Source organism: Soonwooa sp. T0.1_25, assembly GCF_057652215.1.
Map to the genome: position 1 here is coordinate 377,906 of NZ_JBYFBZ010000002.1, position 18,312 is coordinate 396,217.

Sequence of the window (18,312 nt, forward strand, 5' to 3'; positions counted from 1 at the left end):
TTATTTACAATTTTTGAATCCACAAATATCGAAAACTAGCTTAACCTCAATAATAAGCCAATGTTAACAAATCATTAACAATAAAAAACCTACATCGGCTGATGTAGGTTAATATTAAGCAATAATTTCAGGATTAGTTAGCGACTTCCGCACGCATATCTTTTCCTTTAAATTTCTGAGTTTCAAGACCTCTAAGTACTTCATCTTTGAAAGATTTCTCTATCTCGAAGAACGAAAACTTCTCAAGAATCTCAATATCGCCGATGTCGGCACGTTTTTTAGATTTCGAAGTTGCTTTGTTAAGGATTTCTAACATGTCCATTTTTTTCAATTGATCTCTTTTGCCAAGATTAAAGAAAAATCTTACCATGTTTTCTGAGTTACGTCTAGGTTTACGATCTCTACCACCGTCACGTCCGCCTTCTCTTCTCTCACGAGGTTCACCTCTTCTTTCGCGCTCTCTACCTCTTTCGCGACGACTTCCTCTGTCATCACCTCCATTGAATCTAGCTTCCACCAAGTCATTTCTGTCTTTGTAGTAAGTTGCTAACTCTTTCAATTGGAATTGAAGTAACTTGTGCACCAACTCTTCTTTTGAGAATTGAGACAAATCTGGGATTAATGCATCATCAAACGCAAAAACATCTTCAGCAGCACCTTCATTTAACAATTTTTCGAAAACACCGTTAACTTGCGCTTTCATAATATCGTCACCAGTTGGGATTTTACCTTCGTTGATTTCGATTTTTGTAGAGGCTTTTATTTGCTTAAGTTTTCTACTTTCTTCAGGTTTAATCAAAGCTAGAGAAATACCGTCTTTACCAGCACGTCCTGTACGACCACTTCTGTGTACAAAAACTTCTGGATCATCTGGTAATGAGAAATGGATAACGTGCGTTAATGAGTCAACATCCAAACCTCTCGCCGCAACGTCAGTCGCTACAAGAATATCGATATTTTTCAAACGGAATTTCTTCATAACTGTATCACGTTGCGCTTGTGATAAGTCACCATGAAGAGCATCTGCTGCGTAACCATTTTGCATCAAGAAGTCTGCAACCTCCTGAGTTTCCATTCTTGTACGACAGAAAATAATCGAATATTGGTTAGGGTTAGCATCAATCATACGCTTTAGCGCTTCTTTCTTTTGACGGTAACCAACTACGAAATATTCGTGTTTGATGTTCTTTTTAACCTCATTAATCGATCCCACCGAAATACGATGAGGATTGGTTAAATAGTTTTTAGAAATTCTTTCAACCTCTTTGTTCATCGTAGCAGAGAACAAGAAAGTTTGTTTTGTTTCTGGTGTTTCGCTGATAATTGTTTCCAAATCATCTTTGAAACCCATAGACAACATTTCGTCAGCCTCATCCAACACCAACCAATGGATGCTAGAGAAGTCTAAAGCTTTTCTGTTAATAAGATCAATAACACGTCCTGGAGTACCAACAATAATTTGTGGTTTATCTCTTAAAGAACGGATTTGTTCCATAATACTACTACCACCGTATACCGCAGTCGTTTTGATGTTTGGTAAATACTTGGTGTAGTTTTTTATGTCTTTCGTAATTTGAAGACATAATTCTCGCGTCGGACAAAGCACCAAAAATTGGATTTTGCGACTCGTTTCGTCAATCATATCCAAAATCGGAAGCGAAAACGCTGCTGTTTTGCCTGTCCCTGTCTGCGCAAGTGCGATTAGATCGCGTATATCTGATAAGATAAAAGGGATAGTCTGTTTTTGGATTTCTGTAGGGCTTTCATAGCCCATCTCGCCAATTGCCTTCAAGATATCAGGACTTAAATTGGACTCGGAAAATAACTTCATTAAGTTGTATAAAATTTTTGCAAAGATACGATTTTATTTTTGACAATTTTTATAAACTTTTGTTAACAAAAATATATTGTGCCTCAAGCTTCTAAAATCAGTTTTTAAAAATTAATTAAAGAAAAAACTAAAAATATCTAACCAATATATGCTATAAATGTATCATCTTTGATACTTTCAAAATGTTTTTAACATCCATGAGTGCATACAGCAACCTCGCAGAATATCTGCAATATTTGTCTCCGAGTTTCTATAAATCACGTTATTTTAAAAAACTCAAAAACCTCAACCCAACCAATATTATCGAAAGAAAAGTAGAACCAGAGTTTCTTTGGATTAAAAATTATCTTACCAAAGATGCTGTATTTATTGATATAGGCACTAATGTTGGCGCTTATCTTTATGTTTTAGAAACGCTCCTTAGACCTAAAAATATTTTTGCATTCGAGCCAAATCCCGAACTTAACGGTCGGCTTAAAAGACTTTTCCCAAAAATGCATGTTTTCTCCTCAGCATTGTCTGACGAAAATACAACTGCAGAATTTAAAATCCCTATTATAAAAGGTCAAAAAGTACATAGCCGTGGCACGTTGCAAACACAACTTAAAGAAAAAGATGAGGAAAAGACGATTCTTCAAAAAGTGCAAGTCGTAAAAATGGATGATCTTAATCTTAAGACCCCAAATATTGATTTCATTAAAATCGATGTTGAAGGTAATGAGATGAAAACTTTACGAGGCGCTAAACAAACTATCCTAAAACACCGACCAACATTAATGGTTGAGATGGAACAACGCCATCATGACGAATCGCTTTGGTCGTTAATTTCAGAAATTGAAAATTGGGGCTTCAGCGCAAATTACCTTGACCGCGAAACTTTGACTTTAAAAAGACTAACTGAAGAATTCATACTTTTGCAAAACGCTGATAATGTCAAAAATTATCAATTTTACATCAATAATATTATTTTCATACCGAATTAATAAATAAAACATGAGTGTTGTCGCACGACAAGGAATAAAGTATTCCATTATTGGCTATTTAGGAACCTTACTTGGGATTATCTCTGCTATTTTTATTTTCCCTCACAATATGGAGTTTTACGGAAAGTTACGCTTCATCCTACCAACGGCTGAAATGTTTATTCCGATTGTTGTGTTCGGTTTATCTTTTTCGAATGTTAAATTCTTTATACAAACTCATAAAGATGGTAAACATCATAACTTTTTGAGTCTTTCGCTTCTCGCGGTTGTTTTTAATTTTGTGATTTTCACGGCGATTTATTTTCTCGTCGCCAACTTATTCCCAAGTTTAAAAGAAACCGAAACCTGGAATATGAAAAAGCTCATTTTTCCAATGATTTTGATTTTGGCACTATCGTCAGTTCTCAATAAATTTATTACAAATTATAAAAGGATTGTCGTTTCTAATATTTTCGAAAACATTGTTCCGAAAATTGCAAACCTCGGTGCTTTCTTGATATTTTCGTATTTGGTTCTTAGTCATGCCGAACTTTATTCCGAAAAAGTTGCGTATGCTTTTTTCTTCGGAATGTTTGTTTTGACTTTTATTGGTTACTTTTTTTACACCAACAAGTTAGAAAAAATAAAACCTGATTTCAGTTTAGATTACATCAAACAAAATGGATTTTGGGTACAGGTTTTCAGTTATAGTTTGTTTGGTTTCTTAGGAAATATCGGCAATTATTTAGCGGTGAGAATCGACAATTACATGATTGGCGAATTCATCGATTTCGAAGCAAATGGTGTCTACAGTACGATTTTGTCGATCATTACGATTATTAATATTCCGCAAATGGGATTGTTTAACATTTCTGCACCCATAATTAATAAAACCATTGCAGAACATAATTACACCGAACTTGATCGCTTCCACAAAAAAACATCATTAAGTTTATTTTTCCTTGGGCTGACGCTTTATTCGTGTATTTTGGTTGGCTTTCCGTATTTGACAGATTTGATCAAAAACGGAGCTTTACTAAAAGAAGCAGAACCCGTGGTTTGGATTTTAGGTTCCGCATTTATTTTTGACTTAGCAACAGGATTTAACGGACACATTATTTCTTTGTCAAAATATTATCGTTTCAACATCATCGTTATGCTAATTTTGGCGAGTTTAACCATCGGACTTAACTTTGCTTTCCTTAAATATACAGACCTCGGCATCATCGGAATTGCGATGGCGACAGCAATTTCTTTAACGACTTTCAACCTTATCAAAATCATTTTTAATTATCAAAAATTCAAAGTTTTTCCTTTAAGTATGGAGATGCTTTACGCTTTGGTTTTAAGTTTTATAGCCATTACAGTGGCGATTGTAACGCCAAATTTTTCAAACAGTCTTTTGAATTTATTTTTAAAACCGAGTATCGTTCTTGTAATTTTAATGATTGGTAATCATTTTTTGAAAATCTATCCTTTGGATAAATACCTTAACAAAGATTTCTTTAGAAGTTTAACGAAGTTTAAATAAAAAAGGAAAAGTTTGGCAGGGTCAACTTTCGAAGGACTTAATTGCCTAGAGAAAGCTAATATCGTCCTAAAAAGGCAGAAAGAGAATTAACCAAAAATTTCCTTGATTCTTACATCAAAATTAAAATTAATTTTCGTAATCAACTCATTTTCCGTGGATTAAGTTATCAACAATTTATCCACAGAAACTTAGCAATATTTTGCCGTCAAGTTTTTCTAAAGTATGAATAATCAAGACTTTATCATCTAGCTTAACTTTGTTCCAAAAGAAAGAACCTGCGAAGCGACTTTCCTGTACTTCCGCTTCCAGACCTTGATCAGCGACTTTTATCTGTTGTGGAAAATAGAAATTTTTATCCAAATTCAACCTAGTTTTCTCTGAGTCTTCAAAGACATTAACTTCACCCAAAAGTTTAGCAACATATTCATTCGTAGGCTGTTGATAAATCAATTCTGGACTGTCATATTGCAAAATTTCTGCATTTTTAAGAATCGCTACTTTGTCAACCCATGGCATAATTTCTTCTAAATTATGTGTCGAAATAATAACCGAAAGTCCCAAATTTTTAACCAAAGAAAAAAACTTATCTCGTAGCTCGAACTTTCGCGATGTATCCAGATTGCTAAAAGGTTCGTCCAGTAAAAGCAATTTTGGAGTTACAGACAAAGCACGCGCAATCGCAACACGTTGTTGCTGCCCGCCACTCAGGTTTTTAGGAAGAACTCTTGCAAAACCTTCCATCCCAACCGCTTCTAGAAGCTCTGTAACCTTTTCGTTTTTAGTTTTTAAATTAATGTTTGAGATAAATTTTCCAACGTTATCAAAAACCGTGGCATAAGGCATCAAGTCATATTGTTGCGCTACCAACTTCATTTCTGCTTCGCCAGGAACAAGATTCCCTTTTGGACCTTTTAATTTTTTTCCATTGAAAATAATTTCGCCATTTCGCCAATCGTGAAGACCATAAATCAAACTTAATAGTGTTGATTTTCCGCATCCACTTTCGCCCGCCAAAGCAATAACCTGCCCTTCTTCCATAGAAAAATTAAAGTCCTGAAATAACTTTTGGTCGGGTAAATAACTGAATTCTAAATTGTTTATCTCTAAAAGCATTGTGCAAAATTACAGATTTTAAAATACTGATTAAATTTGTTATATTAGCAAAATAATGTCTTAATTGTAATTTAAAATGAAAAAGAATTTGTTTTTTGGCGGCTTAGCTGCGTTGGCGATTACTTTAACGCTTATCTCTTGTGGAAAAGATAAGCCCGTAACGAGTGAGAGCAATGAAGTCCTAACTACAAAAAAAGGACAAGTCTATGTTGTTGATACGATGAATAGTAAGATCGAGTGGAAAGGTTTTAAAGTTTTCAAAACGGATAATACAAGCCATTTTGGTTCTATTAAATTTGAAAATGGGGAAGTTACAATTAACGAAAACAAATTAGAAAGCGGAAAATTTGTGGTAGCGCTTAACACGCTTACTAACAGCGACATCAAAGATGCTGAAGAATCTGCAAAACTAAATGCTCACCTTAAAAGTGCTGACTTCTTCGATGTAGAAAAATTCCCGACTGCATCATACGAAATTACAAAAGTGAGCGAAGCACCAGCTGGAGGCGATTACAACACAGTTTTGGATGGTAATTTGACAATAAAAGGGATTACAAAACCAATGAGTTTTAATGCCAATGTAAAAACTGGCGAAGGCGAATTGCAAATTGCAACAGAACCTAAGGATATTAGTCGTGAAGAGTTTGGTATCAAATTCCAAATTCCAGCAGCTAATGGTTTAATAAAAGATGAAATCAACATCCAAATGTTGATGAAAGCCATCGAAAAGAAATAAATTTTATTTAAAAATTATATAAAATCTGCCCATAGTTGGCAGATTTTTTTGTTTTAAATAAGGATAAAATTTGTAATTTTGCAACTTATAATTATACCTAAAAGATGATAGAAAGAATTGATGAATTATTGGTTGAAGTAGAACAATTCAGTTCTTCGGCAAAAGAAGAAATCGAACAATTCCGCATCAAATTCAACGGAAAAAAAGGCGTATTGAACGACTTTTTTGAAAAATTCAAAGAAGTCCCTAATGATCAGAAAAAAGATTTTGGTCAAAAAATCAACAGCCTAAAACAAGCCGTTGCTGCGAAGTTGGAAGATCTTAAAAATGCTTCTGAAGGCCAATCTAACATCATAAAAGACGACCTTACAAAGCCTGCTTTTCCCTTAGAATTAGGAACGAGACATCCGATTAACCTTGTTAAAAACAGAATTATCGAAATCTTCCGTTCTATCGGTTTTGCTATTGCTGACGGTCCAGAAATTGAGGACGACTGGCATAACTTTACGGCGCTTAACTTGCCAGAGTATCATCCAGCGAGAGATATGCAGGATACTTTCTTCATCGATACCAATCCTGACATCTTGCTTCGTACGCATACGTCGTCTGTACAAGTGCGTTACATGGAAGAAAATCAACCACCGATTCGTATTTTGTCACCGGGTAGAGTTTTCAGAAATGAAGCAATCTCGTCTCGTTCGCATTGTATTTTCCACCAAATTGAAGGTTTATACATCGACGAAAATGTAAGTTTTGCAGATCTTAAACAAACCATCCAATACTTTACAACAGAGTTATTTGGAAAATCAAAAATAAGAATGCGTCCGTCGTACTTCCCTTTCACAGAGCCAAGTGCAGAGGTTGACGTGTATTGGGGACTTAACTCTGAGACCGATTACAGAATTACAAAAGGTACAGGTTGGTTAGAGATTATGGGTTGCGGAATGGTGGATCCTGCTGTTCTTAAAAACGTTAATATCGACGCTGATAAATACAGTGGTTTTGCCTTCGGAATGGGAATCGAAAGAATTGTTATGTTACTTTATCAAATGAGTGACATCCGTATGTTCTTCGAAAATGATGTAAGAATGCTGAATCAGTTTAAATCTTTATAAAATTAAAATCCACCAAGTTGGTGGATTTTTTATTTTGTTATTAATTCTAATTTATTTTTAAAACCACAAAAGCTTGCTATTTTTTTTAGTTTTAATATTTTTTATTTAAGATTAAAAAAAGAAAATCATTTTACTTTTTCTTTTAAATATGAAATTCGTTTACTTCTAATTTTTTATTCAAAAATATTACAAAAACCAATTCTTAGCACGATTATAATCTAAATAGTAAGTCAGCTTTAACGAAAAATTGTGAACGGCTGGCTCAGCAAATAACTGATTATAATTATTCTTCATACCTAATCTCGATTCGTTAAGATAATTCTGAATGGCGTTTCGATACAAAAAAGTCAACTGACTTCCTGGCGCAAACCACCAACTGTAACGCAGATCAATGTTCCAAGCGTTGTAAGTTCCGTTCAGGTTTTTAGTGAAATTATTAGTCGGCGTCACATCGCCATCGTTGTCAAGCGTATAAAATTGCTTGTATGTAACATCCGAAAAATAATGGCGGAATGCTAGACTCAGAGCCATTTTGTTATTAAAGGTATACTTCGAATTAAGACTATTCTCCAAGGTGTTTCTTTGACGTCGTCCAATATAGATTCCAGAATCGTCCTTGCCAACATAACCTTTTTCATTATTACTAAAACTCGGTTGAATCTGCCAAAACACATTGAATTTATCAGAGAAACGATAACGCATAATCAAACTTGTCGACACCAGATTCCGAGCTTTCTCATTGTAAGCGTAGTAATCCACATTAATATTAAACTGAAATTTTTTACGACTATCACTTTCGAACCAAATCCAAGAATCAAAATAAGATGGAACATTTAAGAATCGACCTTCTGCGCGAGGTTCGTAGATATCTTTTTGCCCAAAAGGCGTTGCTTCCACTCCAAAACCATAGTTTTCAAACTTTTTATTTTGAAACTGATTGTTATGATTTATCACAAAATTATTATACAAAAAAGGTGATAATCGTTGATAATATTGTGCATTAAAATTCAAAAATATTTTATTAAATCGCTTTGATGGCTGCAACAATCGGTAACCGTACCAAGCATTGTAATTGGCAAAATTCGTCATGGTCGAAAATCCCAAATCATTAATATCCCAATCTTTCGTCGTAACCCCAGCATTGATATCAAAGCGGTGTTTACCCTCAATTTTTCCGAATCCGAATTGATTTTTAGTCCCAAATTTTGTTTCTTCAGTCATCACCCAACTTCCACGCAGATTTCCGTAAAAATTATACGTATTTTTCTTATTGTTAATCGACCAAAGCAAACCTGTCGCATTTGCATCTCGGAAACTTCCGTCGCGCACAGTGCTCGTATTGATCAAACTTACAGAAGAATTTTCGTTAAATCTTTGGTCTAAAACTAATACATTATAATTTGCCCAAGGTTCCACAACTTCTTTACGAATTTCTCCAGTTGTTTCATTTTCTATTGTTGCAAACATCTTTTGCGTCACTGCATTGAAAAACCCAATTCCTAAACCTTTGTTGGTACGTCCAGAAATCTTAAAAGCATTAAAAAGTTTAACTTTCGCAGGAAATTCAGTGATTTTTTCATCATCTTTTAATTCAATTTCTCCTGAAGGCGAGCCTCCAATTCTTCTTGAATAAAACAAATTTCCTTTACTAAACAATTCCGTTCCTTCAGTAAAAAAAGGTCGTTGTTCTGCAAATTGTTGTTCAAACGGTGTTAAATTAAGAATTGAATTGTCAAAATTAGCTTGTCCAAAATCCGGAATTAAAGTCATATCGAACGTAAAGGCATCATTAATACCATATTTAACATCCATTCCACCATTCAAGTTGCTCGTTGTTTCGCCATCAAAACGGTTAACATAAGTTGAAAAATATGGCATAAAACTCAGTCTTGTTGGTGGTTTTATGTTTTCAATGCCTGTTAAAACGCCATCGAATAAGGTGTAAGAATTCTTTTTGTTATCCACGAAATTCCAGTCATAAAAGACATTCGTACGTTGTACTTTTCGGAAAAGGTTAATACCCCACTCTTGCACATCTTTTTTTGGAAAACGCAATTCCGAAAACGGAATCATAAACTCCGCAGTCCAACCATCTTCCGTAATTTTAGCCTCCGAATGCCAAACGCCGTTCCAAAAATCGTCCTCGCCATCGGTCGTTAATTTTGCATCATACTGTACACCCGCAGCAGTTACAACAAATTCTAAACTTTGCTGTTTATCATTATAACCGTTAAGCGTAAAACCTACAAAATCATCGTTAGAAATGCCGTCGCGTTCAGTTAATTCTTTTGCGATTTTAGAAGGTTCAGGATCGTGCATTTTCATCATAACGTACAATCCCAAATCGTTGTAAAGCATTTTAACTTCAGTTTTAAAATCTTGTTCCGAGGGTTTTCCGTTATTGGGACTGCGTTCGATAAAATCCGTTGCTATCGGGACTTTTGCCCAAACCTCATCCGAAATATCGCCATCAATTTTTGGCGTCACATCAGATTTGATAGTGGACATTTTTTTCCGAATAATATTGTCTGTATTGTTCGTATCTTGTCCAAAATAGAGCGCGGAGATCAAAAAACAAAATCCTAATGAAAAATGATGTTTCATAGTTGTGTGTTAGTTATAATAATGAGACTATCGAATTGATAATTTTATTACATCATTTTTAAAACAAAACACTAACAACCTGATTTACAAATAAAAAAAGTCGAATTACTTCGACTTTTAATTTTTAAAATATTTAGATTAAATTTTATTTCTGAAAATTAACTGGATATTTCGTCCCAGCAATCTTATCAATACTCGCCTTAATCGCACCAACTGTTAATTCTGCTTTAATAAGAATGGGGACTCTATTTTTATCATTTGATACCCAAAGTGTTACACCTTCTTTTTCTTTAAAAACACGTCCACTCATTACAGACGGAATGATTTTAAGACAATTAATTTTTCCAAATTTTGTGGAAACGTTTTCTGTACCCGCAATTCTCAACTGAAACGGAAACATCTCATCATCAATCCAAACATTCATTTTGATAACATTCCCCACCTTTAATTGATCATCATCCAAATTTCTTAAATAATAGAAACTCGATAACATATCTTGGACGCCTTTTGCTGTGTTAATCGTCTTTGCGGGTCGATCGGTATTTTTTTTATCAACCAAATAAACGGTTTGATTAATGTGATTAAAAGTACTCTGCAAATGTTGACGATAGCTACCTTCGGCAACATTTCTCACATAAAAATAAGGCTGACCATAAAGATTAATATAACTCTCGTAGACGTCGTTTACTTTAAAAAAAGCTTTAACCGCGCCACTTGTCTGCCCAACACCTTTTACATAAAAGTAAGGCTTGTTGTTAAGCGTCGCATTAGAAGTCGTCAAAGTTGCTGATCCAGCCGTTAAAAAACCGTAATGGATACGATACGTAAGACTTTCTCCGGCATTAATATTATCGTATTGAGCCGACGATAGCGCAAAAACTACCATAGAAAATAATAGCAATAATTTTTTCATCCTTTTATATTTGCTTAGTTAATAGACAAAAACGTTGCCAAATATAAGACAAATAATAAAGCCTTTAAATTTGAAAATCTAAAGGCTTCATATTTTTTTAAGAAATTTGAGTTCCGCTTTTGATGATCGCATTTTTTTTGACGACCACAATTCCGTCTTTTACCGAATAAGTGTCATAATCGCCATCAGGAAGATTTTTACTTCCAATAATACGAACATTATCACCTATCTGGCAGTTTTTATCCAAGATTGCACGCTCAATATAACAGAATTTACCGATCCCGATATTGGGTGATTGTTGATGTTCATTTTCAATAATTTCGTTGGTTGTTTGATAATAATCAGCACCCATAATATATGAACTAACAACAGTAGTTCCTTTATCAATACGGGCTCTGTTACCAATAATCGAATTCTCAATCTTTGCTGCTAAAATAATGCAACCGTCACCAAAAACCGCTTTGCTAACATAAGAACCATTAATTTTTGAAGGTGGTAACATCCTTGCTCTTGTATAAATCGGAGAAGAACTGAACAAATTAAACTGCGGTAAATCTTGAGCTAAATCTAAATTGGCTTCATAAAAAGACTCGATCGTACCGATGTCTGTCCAATAACCATCGTATTGAAAGCTCAAAGTTTTATACTGACCAATCGCTTGTGGAATAAAATCTTTTCCAAAATCGTCACCTTCACCTTCAGTGAAAAGTTTTCTTAACACGTTTTTTGAAAATACGTAAATCCCCATCGATGCAAGATAATCTTTGCCTTGGCGTTTATTAGTTTCGCTAACCTCAGACTTCCATTCTGGTAAAATATCTGCGCTTGGTTTTTCTGTAAAATCGGTAATATTTCCGTCTTCATCAGATTTTAAAATTCCAAAACCTGTTGCATCTTTAGCATTAACTGGGATCGTCGCAATCGTAATGTCGCCATTATTTTTTTCGTGAAAATCAATCATCTCACGGAAATTCATTTGGTACAATTGATCGCCTGACAAAATCAAAATATAATCGTACTCATATTTAGTCAAATGCTTCATAGATTGGCGTACCGCATCAGCCGTCCCTTGATACCATTGGTCATTTTCAACATTTTGTTCAGCTGCCAAAATATCGACAAAACCTTTGCTAAATGTATCAAAATGATAAGTATTCTTGATGTGCGAGTTAAGCGACGCCGAGTTGAACTGCGTTAAAACCAAAATCCTGTTGTAGCCAGAATTGAGACAATTAGAAATCGGAATATCAACAAGGCGGTATTTTCCCGCAATTGGCACAGCTGGCTTGGATCTAGAATCGGTCAAAGGAAACAATCTCGATCCTCGTCCACCGCCCAACACTATGGAGATTACATTTGCTTTCATATTATAAGTCGTGTTTTTGATGTCAATAAATTGGATTTCTTAATTTGGATTTGATGTCTGATTTTCAAATCAGTACTCGTATAAATATAAGTAATTTTCAGCGGATTTCTCCCAAGAAAAATTAAAATTCATATTATTTTCTATTAACATTTTCATCATTTTTTTATTTTCGAAAATTGTTAAAGCTCTTTGCATCGCATGGACAACACTTTCGGCATTAGCATCAGTAAAATTAAAACCACTTCCACCACTCGAAATATCTTCTACAGTATCCTTCAAACCACCTGTATATCGCACAATCGGAATAGTTCCGTATCGCATTGCATACATTTGGTTAAGTCCGCAAGGCTCCACGCGTGACGGCATCAAAAGAAAATCTGCCGAAGCATAAATCTGGTGCGACAAATATTCTTTATAACCCAAATCCAATGCAAAATTAAACTGATAAACTTTCTTAAGCTCTCGAAGTGAAGCCTCTAAATACGGATTTCCAGAACCTAGAACAATAATATTAAGCTTGCCATCACTTTCTTTAATAGCTTGTGAAATTATTTCTGGCAGCAGATCTGCACCTTTCTCACCAGCAAATCTTCCAATAAATCCGAACAAAGCCAAATTAGGATCAAGATCATAAGCTTCACAAAGCTGAACTTTATTTTTCCATTTTCCTATTTCGGCATTCTTAAGATCGAAATGCGCTGTAATCATCGGATCAGTTTTCGGGTTCCAAACTTCGGTATCAATGCCATTAATAATTCCAAAAGCTTTCTGCGCCTCTTGGTGCATGAGACTTTCTAAACCTTGAAAACTTGAAAATAACTCTTCCAAATAACCTTTAGAAACGGTATTAAAAGCGTGGCTAGATTTTATCATTGCAGCCATAGGATTAATCCTCGAATTCCAGTCTAGAAGTCCAAATTTACTAGCATCAAAAAAGGGTAAGTACTTGGACATTTCCCAACTCATACTGCCTTGGTATTCGCCATTATGAATCGTACCAATTGTTTTAACACCCTTCAAAAATTTAAAACTTGGACAATTCTCAATCATAAAAGGCACCAAACCCGTATGATAATCGTGACAATGCAAAATATCTGGACGAATTTCCATCGCCGACAACCAATGCAAAACACCATGCTGAAAAGCGATAAATTGCTCGGACTCATCATCATAACCATATACTTTTTCGCGATCTAGAAGTCCCGGAATCTTAACTAAATATAAGTCAAAACCGAGTTTTCTATTTTTTTCTTTATGAACAATGACTTGATACATCCGCTCAGCCTGATGAATAAAACCATCAAAAACTACTTCTAACTCATTATCATACACAAAAGCATTATTATACCAAGGCATCACAACACTAGCGTCCAAACCCATTTGATTTTGATATTTCGGTAAAGCGCCTACTACATCAGATAGTCCGCCAACTTTTGCAACAGGATAACACTCCATAGAAAGGTGAAAAATTTTCATAAAGTTTTGATATGTTTAATGTTCATTTTTTAGGATTAAACCTGACAATGGCGGCAATCGCAAATCCATTGTATAAGCTCTTCCCATTAGTTTTTTGGAAATTATTTTATTAATATTTGGAATAATGCCACTTCCTCCAAATTTTTTATCGTCAGAATTAAGTAATATTTTCCATCTTTTATCATCAACACCAACTTGATAATCCATGCTATTCGGTGTTAAATTAAGAATAATCATCAGTTTTTCCGACTTAGATTTTCCTTTTCTTAGATAGATAAAAATAGAATGATCGCGATCGTCTCCAGTAACCCATTCGAAACCTTGTTTGTCAAAATTTAACTCAAATAAAGCCTTTTCGTGGGAATAAATTTTATTTAATTCTTTAACAAATAATTGCAACTGTGCATGAATCGGATATTTTAATAAATCCCAATCGAGTTGTGTTTCAAAATTCCATTCGTTGGTTTGTGCAAATTCGCTTCCCATAAAGAGAAGTTTGGCGCCTGGATTTGTAAACATATAAAGATACAAAGCCCGAAGATTGGCATATTTCTGCCATTCGTCGCCATACATTTTATAAATCAAACTACTTTTACCATGCACAACTTCGTCATGTGAAAGCGGCATCATATAGTTTTCATTAAACATATAAAGGCTCGTAAAAGTCACCAAGTCTTGATGGAATTTACGATAAACAGGATCTTTTTTAAAATAATCCAAAGTGTCGTGCATCCAGCCCATCATCCACTTCATGTCAAAACCAATTCCGTCTTCGCTAACCGATTTTGTCAACTTTGGAAAATCCGAACTTTCTTCAGCAATAGTCACCACATCAGGAAAATTTTTATGAACTGCTAAATTAAAATCTTGAAGAAAAGATTTGGCTTCTAGATTAACATTTCCACCATGGATATTGGGTTCCCATTCGCCATCGTTTCTGGAATAATCAAGATGCAACATCGAGGTAACCGCATCAACACGGAGTCCGTCCGCATGATATCGATCCAACCAAAACATCGCATTACTTATCAAAAAAGATTTGACTTCTGGTCGTCCATAATTGAAAATATACGACTTCCAATCTGGATGAAAACCCTTGCGCGGATCTTCGTGTTCGTAAAGAAAACTACCATCAAATCTATGCAAACCGTTAGCATCACCAGGAAAATGCGAAGGCACCCAATCGAGAATAACGCCAATGTCATTCTGATGAAGTTGATCAATTAAAAACATTAAATCTGTCGGTGCGCCAAATCGTGACGAAGCCGCATAAAATCCAGTAATCTGATAACCCCAACTTGGATCATAAGGATATTCCATAACGGGCATAAATTCGACATGCGAAAATCCCATTTCTTTAACATAAGGAATTAATTCGCTAGCAATTTCACGATAAGTTAAAAACTCGTTAGGATTATTTTTACTTTTTCGCCAAGATCCGAGATGCATTTCGTAGACGGAAATCGGCGTTTTCATAACGGGAATTTGTTGACGTTTTTGTAACCATTTTTCATCATGCCAAGCATACCAAGTCGATGCAATCACCGATCCTGCCTGCGTCGCTTGTTCCATTTTAACTGCAAAAGGATCACTTTTTTCTAGAAATTCGTTTTTTTGAGTTTTGATGCTGTATTTATAAACGTCTGAAATCTTAATTTTAGGAATAAATGTTTCCCAAATCCCAGACTGATCCCAGCGTCCCGTCAAAAAATTCTTACTGTGTTTCCAATTGTTAAAATTACCAATAACCGAAACTTCTTTTGCGTTGGGCGCCCATACAGAAAAATAAATTCCTCTTTCGCCGTTAACAACAGCTTCGTGTGCACCAAATTTTTCATAAAGCTTAAAATGTTTACCCTCTCGAAACAAGTAAACATCCAGTTCTGTCCACAAAGAAAATGCGTCGTGATTTGACATAAATAAGGTATTAGAAGTCGTTAACAACTATAGCAAGTTAATCATTAATTAGAAACTGACAAGTTAAATTTTAACACAAATCAATATTTATAATTTTTAAACATTTAATCATATTCAATTAACATTAAACAACAAAACAATTATTTTACAATTAATTATTACACAAATGTTAAAGATGTTAAAATATTTCATAAATTAGAAGTCATTAACACGAACTAAAAGATGAAGTTTAACCTGATGACGCTAGATGAAGATGATCGCGATGTCTATATAACTGGAAATTTTAACGCTTGGAATCCGAAAGATCCAAATTTTAAAATGACAAAAATTGACAATGCACATTATTTCATAGATATCGCGGACGACAAGTTGCCAGATATCGTAGAGTATAAATTCACAAAAGGAGGTTGGGAAAATGTTGAAATCGACAAATATGACAATATTACAGCCAACAAAAAAGTAAAAAAAACAGATAAAGAATCAAATAATAAAGTCGAAAAATGGCGTATCAATTGGGGACCTTTCAAAAAAGAATTTTTTCCAAATGTAGAATTAATAGATGAAGCTTTCTACAGTCCACAATTGGACAAAACACGCAAAGTTTGGGCGCTTCTACCCTACAATTACCACGAAACCGAACAAGATTATCCAGTTTTATACTTACAAGATGCACAAAATCTTTTTAATGAAAGTTCGGCTTTTGGAAATTGGGAAATCGACAAAAAGCTGGCTTTATTAGCGGAATATGGACGTGGTAATCTCATCGTAATTGCAGTAGAACACGGCAATAACGACAGAATTAAAGAATATATCTTTGATAACGAAGAAGTTACCGAAGGTGCAGAAGGCAAAAAATATTTAAGATTTATAACGGATACACTTAAGGCATTTGTTGACAAAAATTATAGAACCAAAAAAGATCGCGACAACACAGGCATTGGAGGAAGTTCGTTAGGTGCGCTCATCAGCATCTATGCAGGATTTCTTTATCCTGAAGTCTATTCCAAATTGTTGATATTTTCGCCATCGCTTTGGGTGGAGCCGAATAATGATTTTCCATTGATGAAATTTAGCAAAGCTTTTTACACCAAAGTTTATCTCTACGGTGGTGCAAAAGAAGGTTCGCAAATGGTTGAAAGAATAGAAAAATTCGAAACCGCTTTACAAACTTGGGAGCTTCAAGATTATTTTGATTTTGAAACTAAAACAAGCATTAATGCTGAAGGAACACATCAAGAATTCTATTGGTCGCAAGAATTTCCAAGAGCGATAGAATGGCTGTATTATGATACGCTTGAAGATCCAACCACAATAAAAAAAACCTCTACAACTGAAAAAAATGGCTAAAAAAGATAGCATACAACAAACAATACAACTTTATACAACCGAAGATTGGTCAATTTCTAAAGCTGATTTTCCAAAAAATATGCAATTGTTTTTTTCTGCGGCAGAGAAAGAATTTTTCGTGATTGCCGAGGAAAATTCTGTGCAATATTTTATTGGTTTTGGAAAGAAGATAACAACCGCCAATCTTTTAGACATTGGAAAAAGTTTTTCTTACAAATACCGAAAATCTCTTCTTGCACAAAAACTTATTATTAAAAATGAGTTAAAGGACGATGAGTTAGAAGCCTTTATTATTGGACTTTTCCAAGGGACTTATCAATATCCATTCAAAAATGAACATCCTTTTTGGAGTTCTGATTTTGAAATTGAAACCTCTAAACAAGACAAAAAAACGATTAATGCGATTATAAAAGATGCAAAAGCCCTTTGTATAGGACAATTCGCTGGAATGGATTGGCTTAACAAACCTGCCAACCAAAAGAAAGTGGATGATATTTCTTCATTTTTAAACGAGATTTCAAAAAAATATAAGTTAAAATATAAAGCTTACAATCGAGAAGAATCGATTAAAAAAGGCTTAGGCGCTTTTGTAGCGGTTAATCAGGGAAGTGCTATGGATGCGGCATTTACCATTTTAGAATATCAAAGTTCTAAAAAATCTGCTCCGACGATTGGACTTGTTGGGAAATGTGTTTTGTTTGATACAGGTGGAATTTCAATTAAACCTTCTGCAAATCTTCATTACATGAAAAGCGATATGGGTGGCGCTTCAGCGGTAATTGGCGCATTAATCTATGCAGCGGAAATGCAACTTCCAATTAACATAATTGCGGTTTTACCAATAACCGATAATGCAGTTTCGGAAAAATCTTATTTACCAAGTGATGTCGTAAAAGCCTACAACGGAAAAACGATAGAAATTATCGATACCGATGCTGAAGGCCGATTAACATTAGCCGACGGTCTTTCTTACATCACCAAAAATTACAAATTGAACCATCTTATTGACCTTGCAACTTTAACGGGAAGCAGTGTAAGAATGTTCGGAAACACTTGTGGCGCTTATTTTTGTAATGATAATCAACTGAATCAAAAACTACAATCTTCAAGCGAAAAAAGTCAAAACAGAATCTGGAATCTTCCACTTTGGGATGTTTGGAAATCTGAGATAACTTCGGATGTTGCTGATTTTAAAAACATTTCATTAAAACCTGTTGGTGACTGTATTGTTGCTGCAAAATTTTTGGAACAATTTATCAACGATCATCCATCATGGGCACATCTTGACATCGCTGGTGTCGCCTACGGAAATGTCGAATATGCGAAAGATAAAGCGGCAACTGGCTACGGCGTACACTTGCTAGCGCAACTTTTCAAAACTTATAATTGATGATACAAAGT

Annotated in this window: 13 protein-coding genes; 6 read left to right on the top strand and 7 right to left on the bottom strand. The window is 34.7% G+C overall.

Annotated elements, in window-relative coordinates; genetic code table 11:
* Positions 1–133 precede the first annotated feature (133 nt).
* Entirely contained in the window at positions 134–1,831 is a 1,698-nt protein-coding gene (locus tag AC23MB_RS04860; protein ID WP_313027759.1) for a DEAD/DEAH box helicase, read from the bottom strand.
* A 182-nt stretch (positions 1,832–2,013) separates the two neighbouring features.
* Here AC23MB_RS04860 and AC23MB_RS04865 point away from each other — a divergent pair, with 182 nt between their 5' ends.
* A complete protein-coding gene (locus tag AC23MB_RS04865) occupies positions 2,014–2,814 on the top strand; it encodes an FkbM family methyltransferase (protein ID WP_487786654.1) in 801 nt (266 codons plus the stop codon).
* A 10-nt stretch (positions 2,815–2,824) separates the two neighbouring features.
* Positions 2,825–4,324: a lipopolysaccharide biosynthesis protein gene (locus AC23MB_RS04870; RefSeq protein ID WP_487786655.1), complete on the top strand. Its 1,500-nt coding sequence runs from the start codon at positions 2,825–2,827 to the stop codon at positions 4,322–4,324.
* Between the two features lie 174 nt (positions 4,325–4,498).
* Here the strand turns inward: AC23MB_RS04870 and AC23MB_RS04875 are convergent, their stop codons facing one another.
* Positions 4,499–5,437 (bottom strand): sulfate/molybdate ABC transporter ATP-binding protein, encoded by a 939-nt coding sequence (locus AC23MB_RS04875; protein WP_312322174.1) that lies wholly within the window; start codon positions 5,435–5,437, stop codon positions 4,499–4,501.
* Positions 5,438–5,513: 76 nt separating this feature from the next.
* On the opposite strand from AC23MB_RS04875, the gene AC23MB_RS04880 reads away from it, so the two are divergent.
* Together AC23MB_RS04880 and pheS are read left to right on the top strand one after the other, a co-directional pair.
* Positions 5,514–6,173 carry a YceI family protein gene (locus AC23MB_RS04880; RefSeq protein WP_487786656.1) on the top strand — a complete coding sequence of 220 codons (660 nt, stop codon included), beginning with the start codon at positions 5,514–5,516 and terminating at the stop codon, positions 6,171–6,173.
* Between the two features lie 104 nt (positions 6,174–6,277).
* Positions 6,278–7,288, top strand: coding sequence for a phenylalanine--tRNA ligase subunit alpha (gene pheS, locus AC23MB_RS04885; protein ID WP_431411873.1), 1,011 nt, complete (start codon positions 6,278–6,280; stop codon positions 7,286–7,288).
* A 186-nt stretch (positions 7,289–7,474) separates the two neighbouring features.
* Here pheS and AC23MB_RS04890 read toward each other — a convergent pair whose 3' ends face one another.
* The 5 genes from AC23MB_RS04890 to glgB all read right to left on the bottom strand — a co-directional run bounded on the left by AC23MB_RS04890 (position 7,475) and on the right by glgB (position 15,564).
* Positions 7,475–9,796 carry a DUF5916 domain-containing protein gene (locus AC23MB_RS04890; protein ID WP_487786657.1) on the bottom strand — a complete coding sequence of 774 codons (2,322 nt, stop codon included), beginning with the start codon at positions 9,794–9,796 and terminating at the stop codon, positions 7,475–7,477.
* Between the two features lie 241 nt (positions 9,797–10,037).
* Complete coding sequence (locus tag AC23MB_RS04895) at positions 10,038–10,805, bottom strand: DUF3108 domain-containing protein (protein WP_487786658.1); 768 nt, start codon at positions 10,803–10,805, stop codon at positions 10,038–10,040.
* Positions 10,806–10,902: 97 nt separating this feature from the next.
* Entirely contained in the window at positions 10,903–12,171 is a 1,269-nt protein-coding gene (locus AC23MB_RS04900; protein WP_487786659.1) for a glucose-1-phosphate adenylyltransferase, read from the bottom strand.
* 69 nt (positions 12,172–12,240) lie between these two features.
* Positions 12,241–13,647: a glycogen synthase gene (locus AC23MB_RS04905; RefSeq protein ID WP_312322182.1), complete on the bottom strand. Its 1,407-nt coding sequence runs from the start codon at positions 13,645–13,647 to the stop codon at positions 12,241–12,243.
* 15 nt (positions 13,648–13,662) lie between these two features.
* Entirely contained in the window at positions 13,663–15,564 is a 1,902-nt protein-coding gene (glgB, locus tag AC23MB_RS04910) for a 1,4-alpha-glucan branching protein GlgB (RefSeq protein WP_312322183.1), read from the bottom strand.
* Positions 15,565–15,786: 222 nt separating this feature from the next.
* Here glgB and AC23MB_RS04915 point away from each other — a divergent pair, with 222 nt between their 5' ends.
* A complete protein-coding gene (locus AC23MB_RS04915; RefSeq protein WP_487786660.1) occupies positions 15,787–16,911 on the top strand; it encodes an alpha/beta hydrolase in 1,125 nt (374 codons plus the stop codon).
* Positions 16,904–18,301, top strand: a complete 1,398-nt coding sequence (locus AC23MB_RS04920) for a M17 family metallopeptidase (RefSeq protein WP_313027735.1) — start codon at positions 16,904–16,906, stop codon at positions 18,299–18,301. The genes AC23MB_RS04915 and AC23MB_RS04920 overlap by 8 nt, the downstream gene beginning before the upstream one ends.
* Positions 18,302–18,312: the final 11 nt, after the last annotated feature.

Coding starts and splice junctions, on each gene's coding strand:
- AC23MB_RS04860 (WP_313027759.1), bottom strand. CDS start 1,831: ATGAAGTTATTTTCCGAGTCCAATTTAAGTCCTGATATCTTGAAGGCA.
- AC23MB_RS04865 (WP_487786654.1), top strand. CDS start 2,014: ATGTTTTTAACATCCATGAGTGCATACAGCAACCTCGCAGAATATCTG.
- AC23MB_RS04870 (WP_487786655.1), top strand. CDS start 2,825: ATGAGTGTTGTCGCACGACAAGGAATAAAGTATTCCATTATTGGCTAT.
- AC23MB_RS04875 (WP_312322174.1), bottom strand. CDS start 5,437: ATGCTTTTAGAGATAAACAATTTAGAATTCAGTTATTTACCCGACCAA.
- AC23MB_RS04880 (WP_487786656.1), top strand. CDS start 5,514: ATGAAAAAGAATTTGTTTTTTGGCGGCTTAGCTGCGTTGGCGATTACT.
- pheS (WP_431411873.1), top strand. CDS start 6,278: ATGATAGAAAGAATTGATGAATTATTGGTTGAAGTAGAACAATTCAGT.
- AC23MB_RS04890 (WP_487786657.1), bottom strand. CDS start 9,796: ATGTCCACTATCAAATCTGATGTGACGCCAAAAATTGATGGCGATATT.
- AC23MB_RS04895 (WP_487786658.1), bottom strand. CDS start 10,805: ATGAAAAAATTATTGCTATTATTTTCTATGGTAGTTTTTGCGCTATCG.
- AC23MB_RS04900 (WP_487786659.1), bottom strand. CDS start 12,171: ATGAAAGCAAATGTAATCTCCATAGTGTTGGGCGGTGGACGAGGATCG.
- AC23MB_RS04905 (WP_312322182.1), bottom strand. CDS start 13,647: ATGAAAATTTTTCACCTTTCTATGGAGTGTTATCCTGTTGCAAAAGTT.
- glgB (WP_312322183.1), bottom strand. CDS start 15,564: ATGTCAAATCACGACGCATTTTCTTTGTGGACAGAACTGGATGTTTAC.
- AC23MB_RS04915 (WP_487786660.1), top strand. CDS start 15,787: ATGAAGTTTAACCTGATGACGCTAGATGAAGATGATCGCGATGTCTAT.
- AC23MB_RS04920 (WP_313027735.1), top strand. CDS start 16,904: ATGGCTAAAAAAGATAGCATACAACAAACAATACAACTTTATACAACC.